The following is a 16,020-nucleotide window of genomic DNA, read 5'->3' on the forward strand; positions in this document are numbered from 1 at the left end:
AGCGCCTGCAAGGCAGTCGAAGGGCGCTGCCACCTCCCCATCGCTCCGCGACAGGGAGGATCATCAGCAATCCGACTGGAAGCGGACCTCTCTTGCATCGTCATCCCGGACTTGATCCGGGATCCATTCTCTCAGCGCCGGATGAATGGATCCCGGATCAAGTCCGGGATGACGAGAGTCTGAAAGTCGCGCTCAGCATCTCTTATCTTCGTCATTCCCGCGAAAGCGGGAACCCAGGGCGTGCGTCAGCTGATCCCACACTGGGTTCCCGCTTTCGCGGGAATGACGAAGGTGGGGAGTATTCGCTCCCCACCCCATAGCCGCCATAAAAAAGGGGCCGCCTCACGGCAGCCCCTTTCTTTTTCGATCGGTGAAAACGCTTAGTCCTTCAGGAAATCGGGCACATGGCCCTGATCTTCGGGACCATCGTTGCGCTCGCGGCGCGGACCGCGATCGCCACGATCACCGCCCTCGCGGCGCGGGCCACGGTCGCGGCCGCCGCGGCCACGGTCGCCGCCGTCCCGGCGCGGACCGCGATCACCGCGCGGTTCGCGCGGCGGGCGGGTGTCTTCGAGTTCGGCGCCGGTTTCCTGATCGACGACGCGCATCGACAGGCGAACCTTGCCGCGCGGGTCGATCTCGAGCACCTTGACCTTGACCTCCTGGCCTTCGCTCAGGACGTCGGACACTTTTTCGACGCGCTCGTTGGCGATTTCGCTGACGTGGACGAGCCCGTCCTTGCCACCCATGAAATTCACGAACGCCCCGAAATCGACGAGATTGACGACCTTGCCGTCATAGATCTTGCCGACTTCGGCTTCCTCGACGATGCCGGCGATCCACTTACGCGCCGCCTCGATCTGGCTGAGGTCGCTCGACGAAATCTTGATCAGGCCCTCGTCGTCGATGTCGACCTTGGCGCCGGTGGTCGCGACGATCTCGCGGATCACCTTGCCGCCGGTGCCGATGACGTCGCGGATCTTCGCCTTGTCGATCTGCATCGTCTCGATGCGCGGAGCATAATCCGACAGTTCGGTGCGGGTTTCGCCGAGCGCCTTGGCCATCTCGCCGAGGATGTGCGCGCGGCCTTCCTTGGCCTGGGTCAGCGCGGCCTCGAAAATTTCCTTCGTGATGCCCGCGATCTTGATGTCCATCTGCATCGTGGTGATGCCTTCGGACGTCCCCGCGACCTTGAAGTCCATGTCGCCGAGGTGATCCTCGTCGCCGAGGATGTCGGACAGGATCGCATAATCCTTGCCTTCGAGGATCAGGCCCATCGCGATGCCCGAGACGGGGCGCTTGATCGGCACGCCGGCGTCCATCATCGACAGCGAACCGCCGCACACCGACGCCATCGACGACGAGCCGTTCGACTCGGTGATGTCGCTGGTCAGACGGATCGTGTAGGGGAACTCGTCCTTGGTCGGCAGCACGGGATGCAGCGCGCGCCACGCGAGCTTGCCATGACCGACTTCGCGGCGGCCCGGCGCGCCGAAGCGGCCGACTTCGCCGACCGAATAGGGCGGGAAGTTATAGTGGAGCATGAAGTTCTGATACGACAGGCCGTTGAGGCCGTCGATCATCTGCTCGCTTTCCTTGGTGCCGAGGGTGCAGGTCGCAATCGTCTGCGTTTCACCGCGGGTGAACAGCGCCGAGCCGTGGGCGCGGGGCAGGAAGTGCGTTTCGGCGACGATCGGACGAATCTGCGTCGTGGTGCGGCCGTCGATGCGCTTGCCGTCCTTGAGGATGGCGGTGCGGACGATTTCGGCTTCCAGCTTCTTGACCAGCTTGATGCCGGCCATGACGCTCTGCGGGTCGAGGCCGTCGGCGACGAACTGTTCCTTCGCCTTCGCGCGCGCTTCGTTGAGCGCGTTCGAGCGGGCCGACTTGTCGGTCAGCTTGTAGGCGGCAGCGATGTCCTTGCCGATCAGCTTCTTGAGCTTGTCCTTGATGGCGGCATTGTCGTCCGACGCGGCCATTTCCCAAGGGTCCTTGGCGGCCTGTTCGGCGAGCTTGACGATCGCCTTGACGACTTCCTTGCACGCGTCGTGCGCGAACAGGACGGCGCCGAGCATGACCTCTTCCGACAGCTCGTTGGCTTCGGATTCGACCATCATCACCGCATCGTAGGTCGCGGCGACGACCAGGTCGAGGTCGCCCTCGGCGACCTGCTCGTCGGTCGGGTTGAGGATATATTCGCCGTTCAGATAGCCGACGCGCGCGGCGCCGATCGGGCCCATGAAGGGGACGCCCGAAATGGTGAGCGCGGCCGACGCCGCGACCATCGCCAGGATGTCGGGCTCGTTGTGGCCGTCATAGCTCAGCACCTGAGCGATGGCGTTGATCTCGTTGTAGAAACCTTCGGGGAAGAGCGGGCGGATCGGACGGTCGATCAGGCGGGAAACCAGCGTTTCCTTTTCGGTCGCGCCGCGTTCGCGCTTGAAGAAGCCGCCCGGGATGCGCCCGGCGGCCGAATATTTTTCCTGATAATGGACGGTGAGCGGGAAGAAGTCCTGCCCGTCCTTCACCGACTTGGCGGCGGTCACGGCGCACAGGACGACCGTTTCGCCCAGCGTCGCCATCACGGCGCCGTCGGCCTGGCGGGCAACCTTGCCCGTTTCGAGAGTGAGCGTCTCGCCGCCCCACTCGATCGATACTTTTTTCACGTCAAACATGGATTTTCCTTCGCCCGCCGGGCCCTATGCCGGGCGGGGCCTCTGATGTCCGGGCAGTCCGGCCCGGGGCGGTGCAGGGCGTCTGTCTGCCCTATGGCGGTCCCGCCGGATGCGGGAGCGGCCCTTGCGGTTCGCGAATTTACCGCGAACCAAAATGAAAGCGGCCCCGGAACCCGGAGCCGCCCTCGCATTCTTACTTGCGCAGACCCAGCTTCGCGATGAGTGCCTGATAGCGGCCCTCGTCCTTCTTGCGGAGATAGTCGAGCAGGCTGCGGCGCTTGTTGACCATCATCAGCAGCCCGCGGCGGCTATGATTGTCCTTGTGGTGCGCCTTGAAGTGACTCGTCAGCGTGTTGATGCGGTCGGTCAGGATCGCGACCTGGACTTCCGGCGAGCCGGTGTCGCCCTTGGCACGCGCATTGTCGCTGATGACTTCGGCTTTGCGCTCGGCGGTAATCGACATAAATATATTCCTCGAACATCATGGCTATAGATTGAAGCCCCGCACGACTTTCAGCGTTCCCGCCAAAGCCTCGATCAGGGCAACGGGCCGATTGTCGGCATCGCGTCCCCAATAGAGCCCGTCGTGCGTGCTTACCCCGGTCCAGACGCGACCCTGACGGATCGCCCCTGCCGCTTCCGGGGAAAGGTTCAGAGCCGGGATGTCGACCAGCCCTGCCTCGAGCGGCAGAATGACATCTGATTGCGCGGCCCCTTGGCCGAAAGCGTTTAATTTGTCCAGCGAAATCGCTTGGGAGAGGTCGAACGGTCCCGCTTTGATGCGGCGGAGCATGGTGACGTGGCCGACCGTGCCGACCGCGCGGGCGATGTCGCGCGCGAGGCTGCGGATATAGGTGCCCTTGGAGACATGGGCGGTGAGGGTGATTTCACAAAGCCCCTCGCCTTCCACCTCGTCACCCCGGACTTGATCCGGGGTCCCGCTTTCCGACGGCGCTGAGCGGGACCCCGGATCAAGTCCGGGGTGACGAAGAGAATGGATCGTCACGCTCCGCGCCTTCATCGCCACATCTTCACCCGCGCGCGCGCGGTCATAGGCCCGCTGTCCGTCGATCTTGATCGCCGAATAGGCGGGCGGCACCTGCTCGATCGGGCCGGTGAAGCGCGGCAGCACCGCCTCCACCTCCGCCAGCGTCGGCCGCGCGTCGCTCGTGGCGACGATGTCGCCCTCCGCGTCCAGCCCGGCGGTTTCCACCCCGAATGCAACGGTGAAATCATAGGCCTTGCTGGCATCGAGCATCCGGCCGCAGAGCTTGGTCGCCTCCCCCAGCGCGATCGGCAGCACGCCCGACGCGAGCGGGTCGAGCGTTCCGCCATGACCGACCTTGACCTTGCCGAGCCCCGCCTCGCGGCAGACGCACTTCACCGCGCCGACCGCCTGGGTCGAGCCGAGCCCCACGGGCTTGTCGAGGATGATCCAGCCGTTCATCCCGCGCCCCTGCGGACGCGCGGCGCGCTTGTCAATTCGACTTGGCGGCCTTTGCGGCTTGCTCGGCTGCCTTCCGTTCCGCCTTGGTCGGCGGCGGCGCCGAGGTCACGAAGGAGGAGAGCGCGCAGCGATCGCCGCGCACGAGGAGCGTCGCATATTTGTCCAGCCGCGACGAGCCCCGCGTGTCGACGCCGATCGCCTGCGCGAAATCGATGTTGCGGCACGGGCCGAAGAATTTGGCGTAATACCAGTTGCGGCGGCTGTCCTGTATCCAGACGCCGTCTTCATCATCGGCCTGAAAGGTGCGGATCGTCGCGTCGCTCGGGAAGCTGATCCCGGTTTCGACGCCGAGCGGACGCGCCGCGGCGGCGGGCTCGTCGGCCGCCGCAATTGCCGAAAGGGAAAGCAAGGCGGCGGCCAGGGAGAGCGCGAGTTTCTGTTTCATGTCGAGTCCTTCGGACAAGATAACCCCGACTTGAGGCCCGCAATAGCAGGTCGAGTCTGAACCCGCGCTGACCCTATCCTCCCCACTCCCCGGCCAGCAGCGACCAGAGCCCGGTATCGCGCACGAAGCCCGTCCAGGTGATCCGTTCCGAGCGCAGCACGCCCTCCTTTGTGCAACCAAGCTTTGCCACCGCCGCCTGGCTGCGCTTGTTGCGTTCGTCGATACGGAACTCGATGCGGCGGATGCCGACAGCAAAGGCGTGGTCGATCATCAGCCGCTTCAGGCACCCGTTGAGCCCGGTGCCGCGCACGTCGGGATGGATATAGCTGCTGCCGATCTCGACCGTTTGCGCCGACCAGTCGGGGCGGAGCCACGCGGTCATGCCGACGAGCCGGCCGCCTGCGAACACCGCATAGGGCATACGCACCGGATTGCCGAGCAGCGTATCGAAGGCGGCGTTGAAATGCTCGGGATCGAAGCTCGACGAATAGATGGGCCAGATGTCGGCATCGGCCGCGCACGCCGCGCCCAGCGCCTCGCGATGCGCCTCGGCGAGCTTGACGAGCCGGAGGTCGCCGTCCGCAAGCTCGACATAGAGCGCGTCACGCATCGGCAAGTGCCTCGGCCGAGGCGCGCCGTTTTTCCATGAAATGCCGCCGGCACATCGCGACATAGCGGTCGTTGCCGCCGATCTCGGTCTGCGCGCCCTCGACCACCGCGCGGCCGCGCGCATCGACGCGCAGGTTCATCGTCGCCTTGCGCCCGCACTCGCACACCGCCTTGAGTTCGACGAGCGCATCGGCAAGGCCGAGCAGCGCCGCCGAGCCGGGAAACAGATTCGCCGCGAAATCGGTGCGCAGGCCATAGCAGAGCACCGGAATATTCGCCTCGTCGGCGAGCCGCGCGAGCGCGAGCACCTGTTCGCGCGACAGAAATTGCGCCTCATCGACGAGTACGCAGGCGAGCGGGCGCTCCGCATTCTCGGCCCGCACCGCCGCCCACAGGTCGCTGTCGGGATCGAATTTATGCGCTTCGGCGAGCAAGCCGATGCGGCTGGTGATCTGCCCGGCGCCATAGCGGTCGTCGAGCGCCGCGGTCCACAGCATCGTCTCCATGCCGCGCTCGCGATAGTTGAAATCCGCCTGCAACAGCGTCGTCGACTTGCCCGCGTTCATGCTGGCATAGTAGAAATAGAGCTTGGCCATGGCGGCAGCGATACCGCTCCGGCGGCCTCGCGCGCAATCGGAAATCGAGCGAAATCAGGCGACGCCGAGCAGCGCCCGAAAACGCGCGGGCTGCGGCACCAGATCGGTGAGCGTATAACCGTCGAGATGCGTCAGAAAGGCCGCGAGCGCCCCGCCGAGCGCGCCCTGCAAGCCGCAACCGCCGCACACCGGACAGGTCGAGGTGGCGGGGTCCATGCACTCGACCAGCCCCTCCAGATTCTCGAACTCGCGCACCACCGTGCCGACGATCACCGTCTCGGGTTCGCGCGCCAGCGTCAGGCCGCCGCCGCGCCCGCGCTGCGCGCTGACATAGCCGAGCGCCTGCAGCCGCTGCGCGACCTTGGCAAGGTGGTTGCGCGAAATGCCATATTGGCCCGCGATCTCGTCGACCGACATCTGCCGGCCGCTGGCCGACAGCGCCATCAGGATGCGCAGGGCATAATCGCTATGGAGACTGAGCCGCATAAAAGTGGTATATTAGATATTGCTTTTTGCGGCAACCCGCTTAAAGAGGTATTTCAGATACTCAATATAGAGTCGGAACGATATGACGACGAGAACGGTCCAGGCCCATCCCCACGCCATCGCCGCCCGCGAGGAGCGGCGCGCCGAGGCCTATGCGATGGGCATCGACGAAGCCTTCATCGCCGAACTGGTCGACCGTTTCTATGCCTCGGTGCGCGAGGATGCGATGCTCGGCCCGATCTTCGACGCGCGCATCGACGACTGGCCCAAGCATCTCGGCCAGATGAACCGCTTCTGGCAGTCGATTCTGCTCAGCGCCGGCAATTTCACCGGCAATCCGATGATGAAGCATCTGGCGATCCCAACGATCGGGCAGGAGCATTTCCAGCAGTGGCTGCGGCTCTTTTACCAGACGCTGCACGATATCGCCCCGACCCCCGAGGCCGTCCCGCATGTCGGCGCCAAGGCGCGGATGATCGCCGAGAGCCTGCTCACCGGCATCTGGGTTCACCGCGACCGGGACGATCCCCTCGCGAAGAAAGTGGAGTTGCCCGATGTCTGACCTGCCTGTCTTGCCGCCGCCCTATCGCTCCAACGATCCCTATGAAACCAGCGGGGTCCAGGCGGGCTTTCAATTGCCGCGCTCGATCTGGCACGCGATGTTCGCCTGCTATGCGATCTTCTTCCTCGGCATCTTCATCGCCACCGGACGCGATGCGGCGACGGTGATGATGCTCGTCATCTCGGGCCTCTATATGCTGATGTTCTTCGGCACGACGAAGCTGCTCAATGCACAGAAGGGCCGCGAGCATGATTCGCCGCTCGACCGCACGGACGGCGTGCTCGATACCTGGACCGGACCGATGGACCGCCACACCGTCGCGGCGCAGATTCTCGCGGTGCCCGCGGGCTTCGCCTTTCTCGGCGTCACTTTCGTCATCGTCCGGGCGACGGCGGGTTTTTAGGGCCATGAGCCCGCCGATCGCCGAGCGCGGGCCGCCGCTTCCCTCCGGCGCCCGCGCTTACCGGCGGATCGGTCCGTTCGGCGCCGACACGATTCCCGCCGGGCTGCTGCGCCGGCACGACCTCAAGGACGGCGCCTGGGGCCTGCTGTCGGTCCTCGCCGGATCGATCCACTTTCATTGGGACGATGAGGAAGGCGGCGTTCGCCTGCTGAAATCGGGCGACACGATGCTGATTCCGCCGCAAGTTCCGCATCATCTGGAACGGCAGGGATCGGTAACGATCGAGATCGCCTTCTGCACGCCCTGACCATCGCTTGACACGCTCGCCGCCGCTGTCATGCTGCGCAGCAAAGGTCGCAACATAAGTGGGGAGAGCGGCGGATGCGGCTGATGCCGGTGAGCGATGCGATGTTCCTCTGGGGCGAGAGCCGCGAGATGCCGATGCATATCGGCGGCATCAACCTCTACACGCTGCCCGACGATGTTGACGAAACCGAATGGCTGAACGAACAACTTGCCCTGCTCCGACAGCCGGAAGGCCTGAGGCGGCCATTCAGCGAAATATTGAAACTCACCCCGCTCGGCCAGTACGGCCCGATCCGGCTCGAACCCGACCGCGACATCGACATGCATTACCATGTCCGCGCCGCCGCGCTGCCGAAGCCGGGGCGCTATCGCGAGATGTTCGAGCTCGCTTCGCGGCTCCATTCGGGACTGCTCGACCGCACCCGGCCCCTGTGGGAAATCACCTTGATCTCGGGCCTGCCGAACCGGCAGATCGCGACCTTCAAGAAGGTCCACCACGCGCTGATGGACGGCGCGGCGAGCATCCATTTCTACAATTCGATGCTGACGCCCGATCCGAAGGAACGGCGCGCCTACTCGCCGCTGTCGGTCGAAGCCTATGAGGCCTATAAGCGCAAGTTCCCGACCCCGAAGAAGCCGCCGCTCCCGAATCTCACCGACATCAAGGCGATCGGCGATTTCCTGAAGGAGCAATGGGGCAACAGCGTCGGGGTAACAAAGGCGCTCAACCAATATCTCGCGGCGATGTTCGGGATCGGCGGCGACGGGCTGGTCACCCCCTTCTCCGGGGTGCCGCGCACCAGCTTCAACCGCAACATCACCGGCGCGCGCCGCTTCGTCGCGCAAAGCTGGTCGCTCGAGCGCGTCCGCGCGCTGGGCAAGGCCTATGACGGGACGATCAACGACGCGGTGCTCGGCATGTGCGCGGGGGCGATGCGCAAATATCTGCAATCGCTGAACGAACTGCCCGACAAGCCGCTGAAGGCGATGGCGCCGGTCTCGATCCGGCCGAAGGACGACATCGATTCGGGCAATTCGGTCGCCTCGGTCACCGCCAATCTCGCAACGCACATCGACGACCCGGCCGAGCGGATGGCGGCGATCCAGGAGTCGATGAATTCGGCCAAGGCGCAGCTTCGCGCGATGACCGCGTCGCAGATCCAGCTTTACACGGCGATCACCAGCTTCCCGATGATGCTGACCGCGCTCACCCGCACCGCCGACAAATTCCCCGCCTATTCGGTGACGATCTCGAACGTCCCGGGCCCGCGCGAGCAGATGTACTGGAACGGCGCGCGGCTCGACGGCATGTATCCCGCGAGCATCCCGGTCGACGGCATGGCGATGAACATCACCCAGGTGTCGAACTTCAAGAACATAGACTTCGGCATCACCGCCTGCCGCCGCAGCGTGCCCCATGCGCAGCGAATGATCGACTATCTGGAGGAAGCGCTGGTCGAGCTTGAGGTGGCGGCGGGGATCAAGAAGGGGAAGTAGCGCTCTTCCGTCATTGCGAGGAGCGTAGCGACGAAGCAATCTCCAGCTATCGACCTATTCGAACGATAGCTGGAGATTGCTTCGCTTTGCTCGCAATGACGAGCTTTGGGACGGCTGGGACTATTCGTCCTCGCCGCTCTCCAAATCCCGCGCCACCTTCGGATCGCGCAGCAATTTGTCGATATGGCTCGCTTCGTCGAAGCTTTCGTCGGGCAGGAATTTCAGCTTCGCGGCATATTTCATGCGGATGCGGTGCGCGACCTCGCGCTGGAGGTAGGCGGTGTTGGTGCGCAGCGCCTTGATCACCGCTTCCTCGTCGCGGCCGAGCAGCGGCTTCACGAAAACCGTCGCGTGACGCAGGTCGGGCGACATGCGGACCTCGGTCACGCTGACCGGATGGCTCGCGAGGACATCGTCGTGCACGTCGCCGCGCGCGAGGATTTCGCTCAGCACATGGCGCACCTGCTCACCGACGCGCAGAACGCGGACCGAGGGGCCTTGGGATTGTTCTGTGTGTCTCATTCTAATCTTCCGGCTGCAACCAGCCCTCGCGTTGCCCGACGTCCCACAGCGAACCCTGCACCTTCCGCAGCCTGAACACCCGCGCCAGGCCATATTCCGTTGCGGGCAGGACCAGCGACGGCTCCGGCGAATCGCAGATCATGACGATATTGGATCGGTCATGGGAATCGACAATCACCAGATGTTCGCTGCCCCATTCGACATTGGACGGCACGATCTCGTCATAATCCGAAAACAGGATCTCGGCGACGTCCGGGTTCCTGCGGATGCGAACGCCGACGGACACCTCGTCGGGCGGCGCGCGATAGACGAAATCGCCTTCGCACGGATGCGCCGCTGGCGCTGCCGCAGCCAGAAGCAAGGCCGTCAGAAAGACCATTCCGCTCTCCCCCTGCCGCTCTGGGCCCCCGCCTTCGCGGGGGCACAAAGGGATTACAGCGTCCGTTCGCGCAGTTCGACTTCGAAGACTTCGAGGTGGTCGCCCGCCTTGATGTCGTTGGTGTCCGCCAGCACGACACCGCATTCGAGGCCGGCGCGCACTTCGGCGACATCGTCCTTGAAGCGACGGAGCGAGGCGATCGTCGTCGCCGAGACGATGACGTCGTCGCGGGTGAGACGCGCGTGGAGCCCCTTGCGGATCGAGCCTTCGAGCACCAGCAGGCCCGCGGCCTTGTCGCGCTTGCCGGCCGGGAAGACTTCCTTGACCTCGGCGCGGCCGACGACGGTTTCGACGCGTTCCGGCCCCAGCTCGCCCGCCATCTCCTTCGCGATGGCATCGGTCAGGTGATAGATGACGTCATAGTAGAGGAAGCGGACCTTCTCGCGATTTGCGATCTCGCGCGCCTTGGCGTTCGGGCGGACGTTGAAGCCGATGATCGGCGCGCGCGAGGCGGCCGCCAGCGTCACGTCGCTTTCGGTGATCGCACCGGCGCCCGACTGGAGCACGCGGACGCGGATCTCGTCGGTCGACAGGTGGTTCAAGGCGTTGACGATCGCTTCGACCGAGCCCTGGACGTCGGCCTTGATGACCACCGGATATTCGATGACCTTGGCCTTGTCGGCGAGCGCCGAGAACATGCCCTCGAGGCTGACCGGCGCCTGCGCCGTCCGCTTCTTGAGCGCCTGTTCCTGACGATAGGCCGCGACCTCGCGGGCGCGCGCCTCATTCTCGACGACCGTCAGCGTGTCGCCCGCCATCGGCACCCCGCCGAGGCCGAGGACCTCGACCGGCATCGACGGACCAGCTTGCTTGATCTGCTTGCCCTGATCGTCGACCAGCGCGCGGACGCGGCCGCTTTCGGCGCCGCAGACGAAGATGTCGCCGACCTTGAGCGTACCGCGGCGGACGAGAATCGTCGCCACCGGCCCGCGGCCCTTGTCGAGCTTCGCCTCGACCACCGTGCCTTCGGCGGCGCGGTCGGGGTTGGCCTTCAGCTCCATGATCTCGGCCTGCACCGCGATCGCTTCGAGCAGCTTGTCGAGGCCGGTCTTCTTCAGCGCCGACACTTCGACATTCTGGACGTCGCCGCCCATTTCCTCGACCACCAGCTCATGTTCGAGCAGGCGTTCGCGGACGCGCTGCGGATTGGCGCCTTCCTTGTCGACCTTGTTGATCGCGACGATGATCGGCACCCCGGCCGCCTTGGCATGGTTGATCGCCTCGATCGATTGCGGCTTGAGGCCGTCGTCGGCCGCCACCACCAGGATGACGATGTCGGTGACGTTCGCCCCGCGCTGGCGCATCTCGGTAAAGGCCTCGTGGCCCGGCGTGTCGAGGAAGGTGACGAGCGATCCGTCGGGGGTCTTCACCTGGTAGGCGCCGATATGCTGGGTGATACCGCCGGCTTCGCCCGCCTGCACATTCGCGCCGCGCAGCGCGTCGAGCAGGCTGGTCTTGCCGTGATCGACATGGCCCATGATCGTGACCACCGGCGCGCGCGGCTTCAGATGCGCGGCGTCGTCGACATCCTCGTCGTGGCGGATGTCGATGTCGGCTTCGCTGACGCGCTTGATCTCGTGCCCGAATTCGGTGACGAGCAGCTCGGCGGTGTCCTGGTCGATCGTCTGGTTGACGGTGACGGGCATCCCCATCTTGAACAGCGCTTTCACCAGGTCGGCGCCCTTTTCCGCCATGCGGTTGGCGAGTTCCTGCACCGTGATCGTGTCGGGCACGACGACTTCGCGGACCTGCTTCTCGCGCGGGCCGCTCGACACCATGTGCGAGCGCTTTTCCTTTTCGCGGGCGCGCTTCAGCGCCGCGAGGCTGCGCGCGCGCGCACCCTCGTCGTCGTTGAGCGCGCGGGTGACGGTCAGCTTGCCCGACTGGCGGCGATTGTCGGCGCCGCGGTTGGCCTTGGGTTCGGGGCGCTTCGGCTCGGGGCGCTTCGGCGCCTCGACCGGGGTGAAGCGGCGCGGCGCGGGCGCGGCGCTGGTCGTCGCGGGCCGCGGCGCGGCTTCAGCGCTCGCTTCCTTGGCCGCGGGCGCTTCGGCCGTGGCAGGCGCTTCCGGCTCGACCGCAACAGGCGCGGCGGGGGCAGGCGCCGGAGCGGCTTCGGCCGCTTTCGCCTTTTCCTCGGCGCGCGTCTTCTCTTCCTCGGCGGCGCGGGCCCGCGCGGCTTCTTCGCGGCGACGATTTTCCTCGAGCGCGGCCATGCGCGCTTCCTCGGCCTCACGCAGCAACTGCGCCTGGCGCTCCTGCCGCGACATTAGGCTGTCGACGGGCGGCTTGGGTGCAGCGGGCTTCGGGGCCGGAGCGGGCGCCGGGGCCGGAGCGGCAGGCGCGGCCGCGACTTCTTCGGGCTCGGGGGCCGGGGCGGCTTCGCCCGGACGGCCAAGGACGCGGCGACGCTTCACCTCGACCACCACCGTATTGCGGCGCCCGTGGCTGAACTGCTGCTGCACCTGCCCGGCCTCGACCGTCCGCTTCAGCCCCAGGGGCTTGCGGGTAAGGGTCGGTTTGTCCTGTTCGTCACTCATCGAAAGCCATCATTCCTTCAAAACGCGTCCGAAGCGGCGGAGCCATCTGGCGCCGCCCCAATTTTTTCCTCGCCAGAGGCTGGCGCGGCAAGCGGGTCGGAATCGCGGTTGGCCGCGTCCCTACTCCATCCTGTGAAAAACTGCCAGCGGCTCAAATGCGCCAGCACCCGATCCGCAGCGCGGGCATCGGTCAGCGCCAGATGCACCGCATTTTCGCGGCCCAATGCCATAGATAGGGTGCCGCGGTCCACCGGCAAGACCTGGCCCTCGCGGCCCGACCCTTCGTCCTCCTCGCCGACGCGCCACGCCTGGGCGAGTTTCTTGCGCCCATCCTCGCCCGCGTCGTTGGCATGAAGCAGCAGGCGCACCTGGCCGCGCCGCGCCGCCTGCTCGATCTTGTCGCTTCCCGAAATCAGCGTCCCCGAGCGCGATTCGAGGCCGAGCCGGTCAAGCGTCGCGCGCATCAACTGCGCCTCGATCCGTTCGCCGAGATCGTCGGGAATGACGATATGGCCTTCGTGAAGCGCGCGCGCGAGCCCGCCCTTCAACTTGCCTTTGGCGTGGGCGGCCTCGAGGTCGGCGCGATTGACGCCGATCCATGCGCCGCGCCCCGGCGCCCGGCCATGGACGTCGGGGGCAATGCTTTTGTCGGGGCCGAGCGCCAGGCGCACGAGCTGCTCCGCCGGCGAAACCTCGCCGGTTACGACGCAGCGCCGCTCGGGCACATGCTGGCCGCGCCCCTTTGCGCGGTCGGTTTCGGTCAGCTGATCATTGCGCGGGGTCCGCATCGGCGGCCTCCCCGTTTTGCGGCTCCACCGCGGGCCCGGCTTGCGGCGCCTCGGCCACCGGCTCATCGTCGAACCAGTGCGCGCGCGCCGCCATGATGATCTCGTTGCCCTGCTCTTCGCTGAGGCCATATTCGCCGAGCACGCCGCCCTTATCCTCGGCGCGCTCGCTGCGTTCGCGCGACGGGCCGCGGCGGTTGTCCTGGCGCTTCTTGGCGATCAGTTCGTCGGTGGCGAGGTCGGCGAGGTCGTCGAGCGTCTTGATCCCCGCCTTGCCGAGCGTGACGAGCATCGCCTCGGTCAGGTGCGGCAGTTCGGCGAGATCGTCCTCGACGCCCAGGCCGCGGCGCTCCTGACGCGCGGCTTCCTCGCGGCGGTCGAGCGCTTCGGTCGCGCGGCTCTGCAGCTCCTGCGCCAGTTCCTCGTCGAAACCCTCGATGCCCGCGAGTTCGTCGAGCGGGACATAAGCGACTTCTTCCAGTTCGCCGAAGCCTTCGGCAACCAGAAGCTGCGCGAGCGTCTCGTCGACGTCGAGCTCTTCCTGGAACATCGTCGAGCGTTCGACGAATTCGCGCTGGCGCTTCTCGCTCGCGTCGGCCTCGGTCATGATGTCGATCTGGCTGCCGGTGAGTTGGCTCGCGAGACGGACGTTCTGGCCGCGGCGGCCGATGGCGAGGCTGAGCTGATCGTCGGGAACGACGACCTCGATGCGGCCGTCATCCTCGTCGATGACGACGCGCTGCACCGTCGCGGGCTGGAGCGCGTTGACGACGAAAGTCGCCGTGTCTTCCGACCAGGGGATGATGTCGATCTTTTCGCCCTGCATTTCCTGCACGACCGCCTGAACGCGGCTGCCCTTCATGCCGACGCAGGCGCCGACGGGATCGATCGAGCCGTCATAGCTGATCACGCCGATCTTCGCGCGCGAACCCGGATCGCGGGCGGCGGCCTTGATCTCGATGATGCCGTCGTAGATTTCGGGCACTTCCTGCGCGAACAATTTCTTCATGAACTCGGGATGCGCGCGGCTCAGGAAAATCTGCGGGCCGCGGTTCTCGCGGCGCACCGACAGGATGATCGCGCGGACGCGGTCGCCGACACGCATCAGTTCGCGCGGAATCTGCTGGTCGCGGCGGATCACGCCCTCGGCGCGGCCGAGGTTGACGACGATGTGGCCGAACTCGACCGATTTCACGACGCCGGTGATGATCTCGTTCGCGCGATCCTTGAATTCTTCATACTGGCGCTCGCGGTCGGCTTCGCGGACCTTCTGGAAGATGACCTGCTTCGCCGACTGGGCGTCGATGCGGCCGAGGTCGACCGCGGGCAGCGGATCGACGATGAAGTCGCCGAGCTTGGCGTCCTTCTGCAGCTTCTGGCCGGCAGCGAGGTCGACCTGCTTGAAATAATCCTCGACCTGCTCGACCACCTCGACGACGCGCCACAGGCGAAGGTCGCCGGTCTGCGGGTCGAGCTTGGCGCGAATGTCGTTCTCGGCGCCGTAGCGCGCGCGCGCGGCGCGCTGGATCGCTTCCTCGATGGCCTCGATGACGATGCCCTTGTCGATCATCTTCTCGCTGGCGACGCTGTTGGCAATCGCGAGCAGCTCGGCCTTGTTGGCGGAAATGGCAGTGGCCATCAGTCCTGTCCTTCTTCTTCCATGTCGTCGGCGCCCTCGGTCGAGAGCGGGACGGTTGCGGCAATCAATTTGTCGGTGAGGACCAGCTTCGCCGTGTCGATCGCGTCGAACGGCAGATGATGCTCCACCCCTTCCTTATCCGAAATCGTGACGACATCGCCGTCGATGCCGACCAGCTCGCCGTTGAAGCGCTGACGCCCGTCGCGCTTCTCTTTCAGCGCGATCTTCGCCTCGTGCCCCGCCCAGTCGGCGAAGTCGGCGCGGCGCGTCAGCGGCCGGTCGATGCCGGGCGACGAGACTTCGAGCCGGTAGGCACCGTCGATCGGGTCCTTCCCCGTCTCTTCCAGCGCATCGAGCCGTTCGGAGATGCGGCGCGACAGATCGGCGCAATCGTCGATGGTGAGCTGGCGCGTGTCGGGCCGCTCGGCCATCACCTGCAGCGTCGGATCGCTGTCGCCGCCGAAAAAGGCGACGCGCACGAGCGCCAGGCCCATCGCCTCGGCTTCGGGCGCGATGATCGCGTTGAGGGCGTCGAAATCGACCAAATGCGTTTCCCAAATCGGATGACCGGAAACCATGCGGGAATTGCCGCCGCGGCCCGCGGCCCCGACGTCCCAACTGGCTCACCATGTCAAGAAGTAGGGCGCATATAGGCGTGTTGCGGGGAGTCGGCAAGGGGAGAATGAGCAGGCGGATTTCGTCCGAATGCCGACCTATCCTGCGTCGTCATCCCGGACTTGATCCGGGATCCACTCTCTCAGCGCTGGATGAATGGATCCCGGATCAAGCCTGTCCTGAGCCTGTCGAAGGGTCCGGGATGACGAGAGTTTGCAGGCGGCAGGAAAGCGACAATCTTCATCCCTTCGCTTTGTCATTCCCGCGAAAGCGGGAACCCAGGGCGTGCGTCGGCTGACCCCACACTGGGTTCCCGCTTTCGCGGGAATGACGAAAGTGGGGAATGTCCGCTCGCCACCCCAACGCCGCCGCCCGCACAAAAAGCCCTGTCCTACATTATCCCGCCGGCTTAGGATCGACGCGATGCCTTTCGTCCGGCCACATTCGATCCGTAATC

Annotated in this window: 17 protein-coding genes; 4 read left to right on the top strand and 13 right to left on the bottom strand. The window is 65.7% G+C overall.

The features are described from left to right. Window positions 1–380: 380 nt before the first annotated feature. The 7 genes from pnp to VHO04_RS15875 form a co-directional block, all read right to left on the bottom strand. Entirely contained in the window at window positions 381–2,675 is a 2,295-nt protein-coding gene (pnp, locus tag VHO04_RS15845; protein ID WP_329629204.1) for a polyribonucleotide nucleotidyltransferase, read from the bottom strand. Window positions 2,676–2,868: 193 nt separating this feature from the next. After that, window positions 2,869–3,138, bottom strand: a complete 270-nt coding sequence (gene rpsO, locus VHO04_RS15850) for a 30S ribosomal protein S15 (RefSeq protein ID WP_329629205.1) — start codon at window positions 3,136–3,138, stop codon at window positions 2,869–2,871. 24 nt (window positions 3,139–3,162) lie between these two features. Then, on the bottom strand, window positions 3,163–4,122 hold the full coding sequence (gene truB / locus VHO04_RS15855; protein WP_329629206.1) for a tRNA pseudouridine(55) synthase TruB: 960 nt from the start codon (window positions 4,120–4,122) through the stop codon (window positions 3,163–3,165). Window positions 4,123–4,153: 31 nt separating this feature from the next. After that, on the bottom strand, window positions 4,154–4,567 hold the full coding sequence (locus VHO04_RS15860) for a DUF6491 family protein (RefSeq protein WP_329629207.1): 414 nt from the start codon (window positions 4,565–4,567) through the stop codon (window positions 4,154–4,156). A 73-nt stretch (window positions 4,568–4,640) separates the two neighbouring features. Continuing rightward, window positions 4,641–5,177, bottom strand: a complete 537-nt coding sequence (locus tag VHO04_RS15865; protein WP_329629208.1) for a GNAT family protein — start codon at window positions 5,175–5,177, stop codon at window positions 4,641–4,643. Then, entirely contained in the window at window positions 5,170–5,772 is a 603-nt protein-coding gene (locus tag VHO04_RS15870) for a thymidine kinase (protein WP_329629209.1), read from the bottom strand. Before VHO04_RS15870 ends, VHO04_RS15865 begins: the two co-directional genes overlap by 8 nt. A 54-nt stretch (window positions 5,773–5,826) precedes the next feature. Then, window positions 5,827–6,258 carry an Rrf2 family transcriptional regulator gene (locus VHO04_RS15875; protein ID WP_329629210.1) on the bottom strand — a complete coding sequence of 144 codons (432 nt, stop codon included), beginning with the start codon at window positions 6,256–6,258 and terminating at the stop codon, window positions 5,827–5,829. Window positions 6,259–6,340: 82 nt separating this feature from the next. Between VHO04_RS15875 and VHO04_RS15880 the strand changes: the two genes are divergently transcribed. From VHO04_RS15880 to VHO04_RS15895, 4 genes are all read left to right on the top strand, one after another. Then, on the top strand, window positions 6,341–6,820 hold the full coding sequence (locus VHO04_RS15880; RefSeq protein ID WP_329629211.1) for a group III truncated hemoglobin: 480 nt from the start codon (window positions 6,341–6,343) through the stop codon (window positions 6,818–6,820). Then, window positions 6,813–7,223 carry a hypothetical protein gene (locus VHO04_RS15885; RefSeq protein ID WP_329629212.1) on the top strand — a complete coding sequence of 137 codons (411 nt, stop codon included), beginning with the start codon at window positions 6,813–6,815 and terminating at the stop codon, window positions 7,221–7,223. Before VHO04_RS15880 ends, VHO04_RS15885 begins: the two co-directional genes overlap by 8 nt. A gap of 4 nt (window positions 7,224–7,227) precedes the next feature. After that, window positions 7,228–7,530 carry a DUF1971 domain-containing protein gene (locus tag VHO04_RS15890; RefSeq protein WP_329629213.1) on the top strand — a complete coding sequence of 101 codons (303 nt, stop codon included), beginning with the start codon at window positions 7,228–7,230 and terminating at the stop codon, window positions 7,528–7,530. A 74-nt stretch (window positions 7,531–7,604) separates the two neighbouring features. Further along, the gene (locus VHO04_RS15895; RefSeq protein ID WP_329629214.1) at window positions 7,605–9,026 is read left to right on the top strand and encodes a wax ester/triacylglycerol synthase family O-acyltransferase; all 1,422 of its coding nucleotides are present in this window, start codon (window positions 7,605–7,607) and stop codon (window positions 9,024–9,026) included. 120 nt (window positions 9,027–9,146) lie between these two features. On the opposite strand, the gene rbfA is transcribed toward VHO04_RS15895, so the two are convergent. The 6 genes from rbfA to rimP are packed head-to-tail and all read right to left on the bottom strand — an operon-like array spanning window position 9,147 to window position 15,493. Continuing rightward, a complete protein-coding gene (gene rbfA, locus VHO04_RS15900) occupies window positions 9,147–9,548 on the bottom strand; it encodes a 30S ribosome-binding factor RbfA (protein ID WP_329629215.1) in 402 nt (133 codons plus the stop codon). A 1-nt stretch (window position 9,549) separates the two neighbouring features. Further along, window positions 9,550–9,927, bottom strand: a complete 378-nt coding sequence (locus VHO04_RS15905) for a hypothetical protein (RefSeq protein WP_329629216.1) — start codon at window positions 9,925–9,927, stop codon at window positions 9,550–9,552. A gap of 53 nt (window positions 9,928–9,980) precedes the next feature. Beyond that, window positions 9,981–12,524, bottom strand: a complete 2,544-nt coding sequence (gene infB / locus VHO04_RS15910; protein ID WP_329629217.1) for a translation initiation factor IF-2 — start codon at window positions 12,522–12,524, stop codon at window positions 9,981–9,983. A 17-nt stretch (window positions 12,525–12,541) separates the two neighbouring features. After that, window positions 12,542–13,312 carry a DUF448 domain-containing protein gene (locus VHO04_RS15915; protein WP_329629218.1) on the bottom strand — a complete coding sequence of 257 codons (771 nt, stop codon included), beginning with the start codon at window positions 13,310–13,312 and terminating at the stop codon, window positions 12,542–12,544. After that, window positions 13,293–14,948, bottom strand: coding sequence for a transcription termination factor NusA (gene nusA / locus VHO04_RS15920; protein ID WP_329629219.1), 1,656 nt, complete (start codon window positions 14,946–14,948; stop codon window positions 13,293–13,295). The genes VHO04_RS15915 and nusA overlap by 20 nt, the downstream gene beginning before the upstream one ends. After that, window positions 14,948–15,493, bottom strand: a complete 546-nt coding sequence (gene rimP / locus VHO04_RS15925) for a ribosome maturation protein RimP (protein ID WP_329629220.1) — start codon at window positions 15,491–15,493, stop codon at window positions 14,948–14,950. The genes nusA and rimP overlap by 1 nt, the downstream gene beginning before the upstream one ends. Between the last annotated feature and the right edge of the window lie 527 nt (window positions 15,494–16,020).

This window comes from Sphingopyxis sp., assembly GCF_036261875.1.
Taxonomy (GTDB): Bacteria; Pseudomonadota; Alphaproteobacteria; order Sphingomonadales; family Sphingomonadaceae; genus Sphingopyxis.

What these genes read in the sequence shown, in the direction of transcription:
- pnp (WP_329629204.1), bottom strand. Translation starts at nt 2,675, where the DNA reads ATGTTTGACGTGAAAAAAGTATCGATCGAGTGGGGCGGCGAGACGCTC.
- rpsO (WP_329629205.1), bottom strand. Translation starts at nt 3,138, where the DNA reads ATGTCGATTACCGCCGAGCGCAAAGCCGAAGTCATCAGCGACAATGCG.
- truB (WP_329629206.1), bottom strand. Translation starts at nt 4,122, where the DNA reads ATGAACGGCTGGATCATCCTCGACAAGCCCGTGGGGCTCGGCTCGACC.
- VHO04_RS15860 (WP_329629207.1), bottom strand. Translation starts at nt 4,567, where the DNA reads ATGAAACAGAAACTCGCGCTCTCCCTGGCCGCCGCCTTGCTTTCCCTT.
- VHO04_RS15865 (WP_329629208.1), bottom strand. Translation starts at nt 5,177, where the DNA reads ATGCGTGACGCGCTCTATGTCGAGCTTGCGGACGGCGACCTCCGGCTC.
- VHO04_RS15870 (WP_329629209.1), bottom strand. Translation starts at nt 5,772, where the DNA reads ATGGCCAAGCTCTATTTCTACTATGCCAGCATGAACGCGGGCAAGTCG.
- VHO04_RS15875 (WP_329629210.1), bottom strand. Translation starts at nt 6,258, where the DNA reads ATGCGGCTCAGTCTCCATAGCGATTATGCCCTGCGCATCCTGATGGCG.
- VHO04_RS15880 (WP_329629211.1), top strand. Translation starts at nt 6,341, where the DNA reads ATGACGACGAGAACGGTCCAGGCCCATCCCCACGCCATCGCCGCCCGC.
- VHO04_RS15885 (WP_329629212.1), top strand. Translation starts at nt 6,813, where the DNA reads ATGTCTGACCTGCCTGTCTTGCCGCCGCCCTATCGCTCCAACGATCCC.
- VHO04_RS15890 (WP_329629213.1), top strand. Translation starts at nt 7,228, where the DNA reads ATGAGCCCGCCGATCGCCGAGCGCGGGCCGCCGCTTCCCTCCGGCGCC.
- VHO04_RS15895 (WP_329629214.1), top strand. Translation starts at nt 7,605, where the DNA reads ATGCGGCTGATGCCGGTGAGCGATGCGATGTTCCTCTGGGGCGAGAGC.
- rbfA (WP_329629215.1), bottom strand. Translation starts at nt 9,548, where the DNA reads ATGAGACACACAGAACAATCCCAAGGCCCCTCGGTCCGCGTTCTGCGC.
- VHO04_RS15905 (WP_329629216.1), bottom strand. Translation starts at nt 9,927, where the DNA reads ATGGTCTTTCTGACGGCCTTGCTTCTGGCTGCGGCAGCGCCAGCGGCG.
- infB (WP_329629217.1), bottom strand. Translation starts at nt 12,524, where the DNA reads ATGAGTGACGAACAGGACAAACCGACCCTTACCCGCAAGCCCCTGGGG.
- VHO04_RS15915 (WP_329629218.1), bottom strand. Translation starts at nt 13,312, where the DNA reads ATGCGGACCCCGCGCAATGATCAGCTGACCGAAACCGACCGCGCAAAG.
- nusA (WP_329629219.1), bottom strand. Translation starts at nt 14,948, where the DNA reads ATGGCCACTGCCATTTCCGCCAACAAGGCCGAGCTGCTCGCGATTGCC.